This is a genomic window from Streptomyces sp. NPDC057616, assembly GCF_042800575.1.
GTDB lineage: Bacteria > Actinomycetota > Actinomycetes > Streptomycetales > Streptomycetaceae > Streptomyces.
This window is the reverse complement of the sequence record NZ_JBHVGU010000035.1, coordinates 1-7506: the sequence shown is the minus strand read 5'-3', so window position 1 is coordinate 7506 and position 7506 is coordinate 1. Positions and strand designations below refer to the sequence as shown.

Annotated in this window: 5 protein-coding genes; 3 read left to right on the top strand and 2 right to left on the bottom strand. The window is 73.8% G+C overall.

Features of this window, described 5'->3' with window-relative positions:
• Positions 1–109 precede the first annotated feature (109 nt).
• Together cimA and ACFU97_RS34555 are read right to left on the bottom strand one after the other, a co-directional pair.
• Positions 110–1741 (bottom strand): citramalate synthase, encoded by a 1632-nt coding sequence (gene cimA, locus ACFU97_RS34560; RefSeq protein ID WP_384264525.1) that lies wholly within the window; start codon positions 1739–1741, stop codon positions 110–112.
• Positions 1742–2257: 516 nt separating this feature from the next.
• Entirely contained in the window at positions 2258–3835 is a 1578-nt protein-coding gene (locus ACFU97_RS34555) for an acyl-CoA carboxylase subunit beta (protein WP_384264523.1), read from the bottom strand.
• A 523-nt stretch (positions 3836–4358) separates the two neighbouring features.
• Here ACFU97_RS34555 and ACFU97_RS34550 point away from each other — a divergent pair.
• The 3 genes from ACFU97_RS34550 to ACFU97_RS34540 all read left to right on the top strand — a co-directional run.
• Positions 4359–4769 (top strand): hypothetical protein, encoded by a 411-nt coding sequence (locus tag ACFU97_RS34550; protein ID WP_384264521.1) that lies wholly within the window; start codon positions 4359–4361, stop codon positions 4767–4769.
• Positions 4770–5067: 298 nt separating this feature from the next.
• On the top strand, positions 5068–6585 hold the full coding sequence (locus tag ACFU97_RS34545) for an FAD-dependent monooxygenase (protein WP_384264519.1): 1518 nt from the start codon (positions 5068–5070) through the stop codon (positions 6583–6585).
• 88 nt (positions 6586–6673) lie between these two features.
• The coding region (locus ACFU97_RS34540; RefSeq protein WP_384264517.1) for an alpha/beta fold hydrolase at positions 6674–7506 on the top strand (833 nt) is incomplete at its 3' end.

The window sequence follows — 7506 nt, the reverse complement described above, 5'->3', positions numbered from 1 at the left end:
CTCGTGGGGGGCGGGAGGGTGTTGTTGGGTGTCGTCGGGGGGGGGGGGGGGAGGGGGGGGGGGGGGGGGGGAGGCGGGGGAACCCCCCCCCTCCCCCCCCCCCGCCCGCCTACTCGACCGGCTCGACGCCGGCCCGCAGCAGGCCGTAGGTGTAGGCCTCCTCCAGGGCCTGCCAGGAGGCGGCGATGACGTTCTCGGCGACGCCCACCGTGGACCACTCGTCCTGGCCGTCCGTGGTGGAGATCAGCACGCGGGTCGCGGACTGCGTGCCGTGCTTGCCCGCCAGGATGCGCACCTTGTAGTCGGTCATGCCGAGCCGGGCGAGCTGGGGGTAGAGGCCCTCCAGCGCGCCGCGCAGGGCGCGGTCCAGGGCGTTGATCGGGCCGTTGCCCTCGGCCGCGGCGACGATGCGCTCGCCCTTGGCCCAGAGTTTGACGGTGGCCTCGTTGGCGTGGCTGCCGTCGGGGCGGTCCTCGACGATGGCGCGGCGGGACTCGATGCGGAAGTAGCGGCGGGCGCGGCCCTCGGCCTCCTCGCGCAGCAGCAGTTCGAAGCTGGCGTCGGCCGCCTCGTAGGTGTAGCCCTGCAGTTCGCGTTCCTTGACCCGGGCCACGACGCGGCCGATGAGTTCGCGGTCGCCGCCCAGGTCGACGCCGAGTTCTTTGCCCTTGAGCTCGATGGAGGCGCGGCCGGCCATGTCGGAGACGAGCATCCGCAGCCGGTTGCCGACCAGTTCGGGGTCGATGTGCTGGTAGAGGTCGGGGTCGACCTTGATGGCGGAGGCGTGCAGGCCGGCCTTGTGGGCGAAGGCCGAGACGCCGACGTAGGGCTGGTGGGTGGCGGGGGTGAGGTTGACGACCTCGGCGATGGCGTGCGAGATCCGGGTCATCTCGCGCAGCGCCCCGTCGGGCAGCACCCGCCGGTCGTATTTGAGTTCCAGGGCGGCGACGACGGGGAAGAGGTTGGCGTTGCCGACGCGCTCGCCGTAGCCGTTGGCGGTGCACTGCACGTGGGTGGCGCCGGCGTCGACGGCGGCGAGGGTGTTGGCGACCGCGCAGCCGGTGTCGTCCTGGGCGTGGATGCCGAGGCGGGCCCCGGTGTCCGCGAGGACTTCGGCCACGACCGTCTGCACCTGGGCGGGCAGCATGCCGCCGTTGGTGTCGCACAGGACGACGACGCCGGCGCCGGCCTCGTGCGCGGCCCGTACGACGGCGCGGGCGTAGGCGGGGTTGGCGCGGTAGCCGTCGAAGAAGTGCTCGCAGTCGACGAACACCCGCCGCCCCTGCGCGACCAGATGGGAGACGGTGTCGCGGACCATCTCCAGGTTCTCCTCCAGGGTGGTGCGCAGCGCGAGTTCGACGTGCCGGTCGTGCGCCTTGGCGACCAGGGTGATCACCTCGGCGCCCGAGTCCAGGAGCGCCTTGACCTGGAGGTCCTCGGAGGCCTTGGCGCCGGCGCGGCGGGTGGCGCCGAAGGCGACCAGGCGGGCGTGCCGGAAGTCGATCTCCTGGCGGGCGCGGGCGAAGAACTCGGTGTCGCGCGGGTTGGCGCCGGGCCAGCCGCCCTCGATGAAGCCGACACCGAAGTCGTCCAGGTGGCGTGCGATGGCGAGCTTGTCGGCCACGGTGAGGTTGATGCCCTCGCGCTGCGCGCCGTCGCGCAGCGTCGTGTCGAAGACGTGGAAGGCATCGTCGAGTTCCCCGGCGGATGCCCCGGTGCGCTGGCTCGGATTGCTGCTCATGCTGATCCGGCTCCTGTTCGGGATCTCGGCCCACCCGGCATGACCGGCTCGACTCTCCATCTATGCGCCCCGGCGCTCGTTTCCCGGTCGAGGATCGGCCGAGAGGCGTGCCGCGGCGCCGCGAGCACGTCGTAGGACACGCGTACGGGAGGCCGGCGCACCGGTCAATCGCCCTGTCTTCGGGGTCGGCCGGCTCTCCATCGCTCTTCGAGCGCTTCTCGTCCGGGAGCGTTCATCGTGGCTCGGACACCGGCGGCCCGCGCCCGCCCGCGACGCACCGGGCGGCAACCCTCTGGAGAGCCATGTCCCGTCGTCCGACGACCCCCCGGGCGCACGCCCCGATCCTCCGGCTCGTGCGGCGCCGCTGCCGGTATCAACTTCTGTGCCTGCGCCGGGGCATGCGGCGGCACGCGCCGTGGCGTCCGGGCGGTGGCCGGTTCGCGGTCGCCGCGCCGCACGCGGGGGCCGAGGACGCCCCCGGCGCGCCCTCCTGACCCGGCGCCCCCGCCCTGGCCGTCACTGGGGCTGGTTGCCGTGCTTGCGGGAGGGCCGGTCGACGTACTTGGTGCGCAGCATCGCCAGCGCGTCGATCAGCCGGATGCGGGTCTGGGCGGGGTCGACGACGTCGTCCACCAGGCCGCGCTCGGCGGCGTGGTAGGGGTGCATGAGCTGGTCGCGGTACTCCTTGATGTACTGCCGGCGGGCCGCCTCGGGATCGGCGGCGGCCGCGATCTGACGGCGGAAGACGACGTTCGCGGCGCCCTCCGCACCCATCACCGCGATCTCGTTGCCGGGCCAGGCCAGCGAGAGGTCCGAGCCGATGGAGCGCGAGTCCATGACGATGTAGGCGCCGCCGTAGGCCTTGCGCAGGATCAGCTGGATGCGCGGGACGGTGGCGTTGCAGTAGGCGTACAGGAGTTTCGCGCCGTGCCGGATGATGCCGCCGTGCTCCTGGCCGACGCCGGGCAGGAAGCCGGGCACGTCCACCAGCGTCACCAGCGGGATGTTGAAGGAGTCGCAGAATTGCACGAAGCGGGCGGCCTTCTCGCTGCCCTCGATGTCCAGGACCCCGGCGAGCACGGCCGGCTGGTTGGCGACGACGCCGACGACCTGGCCGTCCAGGCGGGTCAGCGCGCACACCACGTTGGGCGCCCACGCCTCGTGCACCTCGAAGAACTCGCCGCCGTCGGCCACCTCCCCGATGACCGCGCGCACGTCGTAGGCCTGCTTCTCGTCCCGGGGCACCAGGTCCAGCAGGGCCGGGGTGAGCCGGTCGGGCCGGTCGGTGCAGGGCTCGGCGGGCGGCAGGTCCCGGTTGTTGGAGGGCAGGAACGACAGCAGGTAGCGGACGTCGGACAGGCAGCTCTCCTCGTCGTCGTAGGCGAAGTGGGCCACCCCGGAGCGGTGGGTGTGGGCGTCCGCGCCGCCCAGCTCGTCGTGGCCGATCCGCTCCCCGGTGACCGCCTCGACCACGTCCGGGCCGGTGATGAACATCTGCGAGGTGCCGCGCACCATGAACACGAAGTCGGTCAGCGCGGGGCTGTAGGCGGCGCCGCCCGCGCACGGGCCCAGCATGACGCTGATCTGCGGGATGACCCCGGAGTTGCGGACGTTGCGCTGGAAGATCCCGCCGTATCCGGCCAGCGCGCTCACCCCTTCCTGGATGCGCGCCCCGGCCCCGTCGCACAGGCCGACGAGCGGGGCGCCGGCCGTGGCGGCCATGTCCATGATCTTGTGGATCTTCTCGGCGTGCGCCTCGCCGAGGGAGCCGCCGAAGATCCGGAAGTCGTGGGCGTAGGCGAAGACGATGCGCCCGAACACCCGGCCCCAGCCGGTGACCACGCCGTCGGTGTAGGGCCGGCGGTCCTCCAGGCCGAAGCCGCTCGCCCGGTGCCGGCGCAGCCCCTCGACCTCGGTGAAGCGGCCGTCGTCGAAGAGCAGGGCGAGCCGCTCGCGGGCCGTCAGCTTGCCCCTGGCGTGCTGCGCCTCGGTGGCCCCGGCGGCGGGCCCCTGGCGCATGGCCTCCCGTACGGCCTCGAGTTCGGCGACCGTGCCACGCTGCTGAGCGACCGGCTCGTCGTCCCGGACGGTCATGGGTCTCCCCTTCCGGCCGAGGTGATGGGCCGTCGGAGGTGACGGCGGAGGTGACGGCCGTCGGCCAGCGTCGGTCACGGCACTCGAAGCCGGTTCGAGCCCCGCATGACACCGGCCGTGCTCCCGCCGGTTCTCCACCACCGCGCGAGCGGGACCCGAGCGGGCCGTGGAACGCTCGCGGACCGTGAGCTCCGACGTGCACGGTCATGAGCCCCCGCGGAGCGCCCAACCGCCCGCCGGCGTCCCCACCATCCCCCGAGGACCCCGGCGGGCCACCCTGCGTCCACCCCCACACCACCCCCGGAACCGAATCCCGGGCCCGAATCCGGCCACGATGGCACCAGTGAACTACCGTGTTTGAGCTGGCAGTTCACGGCTTTACGCCATCCCGTGGCGCCATTGGCGCGAACTTGATGCCATGAATGGCTCGCCATGGCGCCACACGTGTGCCATGCTGGAGCCACGGAATCGGAGCGGCGCCGACAACGGCGTACGACACCCCTCTTCTCTTTAGGAGCCCCCCATGTCTGTCACCCTCAGCGACCAGGACAAGACCACCCTGCGCACCGCCGCCTACGGCGCCGTCTCCCTGATGTCGGCGGCCGCCGGTGCCTCCTCGCCGCACAAGGTGGCCACCCAGGGCAGCATCGCGCTGACCTCCGCGACCGGCCTGGTCGGGCACGTGCTGGCGGAGAAGTCCTCCTCGGTCGGCGACCTGGGCGGCAAGTCCGCGGCCGAGCTCGCCGACCGGGTGCTGCCCGCGCTGACCGCCTCGGTCGCCCTGCTGAAGAAGCAGGCGCCCGAGGAGGCGGACAACTTCCGCAGCACCGTCCTGGTCGCCGTCGAGGCCGCCGCCGGCGCCGGCAAGGGCGGACCCGGCCCGGCCCTGGACGCCATGACCCGCAAGATCACCGGCGCGCTCGACGCCGCCTGACCCCCCAGCCGCCCGAACACCCCCTCGCCCCAACCCCCTTGGCCCCGCCGGAGAACTCGCCGGCGGGGCCGGCGGTCTGCGCGCACCACCCCACCGCCCCGCACCGCCCCGCACCAGCCTCGCTCCCCCGCTTTGTCCCGCCGGCCGCCTGTCCCGCCGGCGGGACACCGCGCAAGTCCGCTGTCCGGGCGGCCCGCCCGGGTGCCCAGGTGTCTTGAAGCGCCCGCCTGCCGTACGTGAGCGTGAGAGTGACGGCGTATCAGGCGCGGCATGGACGCCGCGGGCGGAGGGGGCGGGCGTGGCAGACAGCGGCACGGACACGGACGTGGTGATCGCGGGCGCCGGGCCCACGGGCCTGATGCTCGCCTGCGAACTGCGGCTGGCGGGCGCCGAGGTGGTGGTCGCCGAGCGGCTGCCGCAGCGCTCGGGCGAGTCGCGGGCCGGCGGCATCCACTCCCGCACCCTGGAGATCCTCGACCAGCGCGGCATCCTGGACCGCTTCCTGGCGGAGGGCGAACCGCAGCCGGTGGGCCACTTCTCCGGCCTCTACCTCGACTTCGACGAGTCCGAGTCCCGCCACCCCTACCCGCTGATGATCCTGCAGTCCGCCATCGAGCGGCTGCTGGAGGAGTGGGCCGGCGAACTCGGCGTCACGGTGCGCCGCTCCCACGAGGTGCGCGCCGTCCGCCAGGACGCCGGCGCAGTGACGGTCGACCTCGCCACGGAGACCGGGGCGAGTACGGCGCTGCGCGCCGGCTACCTGGTGGGCTGCGACGGCGGACGCAGCACGGTACGCAAGCTGGCGGGCATCGGCTTCCCCGGCACCGAGGCGACGATGACCGCGCTGATCGGTGATGTCGAACTGCCCGACCTGCCCGAGGACTACGTGTGGGTGCGGCGCACCCCGGTCGGCGACTACTCGGCGATCGCCTTCGAGCCGGGCTGGCACCGGGTGATCACCTCCGAGTTCGACCGGGTCGACGGCCGCGACGAGCCGGTCACCTTCGAACGGCTGCGGCAGTCGCTGGTACGGGTCGCGGGCACCGACTTCGGAATGCGCAACCCCAGGTGGGTGTCGCGGTTCAACGACGCCGCGCGCCAGGCCGACCGGTACCGCAGCGGCCGGGTGCTGCTGGCGGGCGACGCCGCCCACATCCACTTCCCGGCGGGCGGGCAGGGACTGAACATGGGCGTGCAGGACGCGGTCAACCTGGGCTGGAAACTCGGCTCGGTGGTGCGCGGCCGGGCACCCGAAAGCCTGCTGGACAGCTACCACGCCGAGCGGCATCCGGTCGCGGAGCGGGTGCTGCACAACACCCGGGCGCAGTCGGCGCTGGTGCGGCCCGGCCCGCAGACCGACGCGCTGCGCGAGGTGTTCAGCTCCCTGATGGTCTTCGACGACGTCAACCGCTACCTGCGCCACCTGCTGACCGGGCTGGACATCCGCTACCCGCTCGACGGGGAGCACCCGCTGACCGGGCGCCGGGTCCCGGACGCCGACCTGAAGTCGTCCGAGGGCATCGTCGGGGTCCACGAGCTGCTGCACGCCGCCCGGCCCGTCCTGCTCGACCTGCACGGCCAGGCGGGGCCGGCGGCGGCCGCCCGCGGATGGGCGGACCGTGTGGAGGTGGTCGAGGCGCGCAGCGAGGACGAGGTGTGGCCCGTCCCGGCCCTCGGTGAGATCCCCGCTCCCGCCGCGCTGCTGATCCGCCCCGACGGCCATGTCGCCTGGGCGGCCGGGCCGGACCGGGCACCCGACACCGCCGCCCTGACGGCCGCCCTGACCACCTGGTTCGGCCCCGCCCGGCAGGGCTGAGGACGGCGCAACCCCCGCACACGCACCGAACGGCCGGCCGGCCCGAACCTGACGAGGGGCCGGCCGGTCCCCACGAAGGGACACCGAAGTGACCAGCACGTGGTTCCGACGCTTCACCACGGACGCGGGCCGCGGGCCGCGGCTCGTGTGCTTCCCGCACGCGGGCGGCTCCGCGACGGCGTTCAAGGAGCTGGCGCAGCAACTGCCCGCCGGCTTCGACGTGCTGTGCGTGCAGTACCCGGGGCGCCAGGACCGTTACCACGAGGAGCCGTTCACGGCGGTGGCCCCGCTGGTGGAGGCCGTGGCCGGGGAGCTGGCCGGGGAGATCGCCGCGGCCCCGGGCCGGCCGTACGCGCTGTTCGGGCACAGCATGGGCGCGCTGCTGGCGTTCGAGACGGCCCGTGTCCTCGCCCGCCGGGGTGAACTGCCGACGCCCCGGCGGCTGTTCCTGTCCGGGCGGGGCGGGCCGGCCACCGGCCGGGTGCCCTACCACCTGTTCGACGACGGCGACGTGCTGGCGGACGTGCGCCGGCTGGGCGGCACCGACCAGGCCATGCTGGACGATCCCGACCTGCTGGAGCTGGTGCTGCCGGCGCTGCGCGCCGACTACCGGGCGCTGGGCACCTACGTGTGGGAGGGGGGTGCGCCGCTGGCCACGCCGGTGACCGCGTTGACCGGGGACAGCGATCCGATGATGAGCGTCGAGGACGCGCACACCTGGCAGGCGCACACCAGCGGCGACTTCGCCGTGCAGGTGTTTCCCGGCGGCCACTTCTACCTCTTCGACCAGCCGGCCCAGGTCGCCGCGGCCATCACCGGGGATCTGCTCGCCGCGGGGGCGCTCACCGAGCCCGACGGCGGCTCGGACGCGGGCGCCACCCGCACCACGGCCCGCCTCGACGAGTCGACGAACGAGTGGGC

What these genes read in the sequence shown, in the direction of transcription:
- cimA (WP_384264525.1), bottom strand. Translation starts at nt 1,741, where the DNA reads ATGAGCAGCAATCCGAGCCAGCGCACCGGGGCATCCGCCGGGGAACTC.
- ACFU97_RS34555 (WP_384264523.1), bottom strand. Translation starts at nt 3,835, where the DNA reads ATGACCGTCCGGGACGACGAGCCGGTCGCTCAGCAGCGTGGCACGGTC.
- ACFU97_RS34550 (WP_384264521.1), top strand. Translation starts at nt 4,359, where the DNA reads ATGTCTGTCACCCTCAGCGACCAGGACAAGACCACCCTGCGCACCGCC.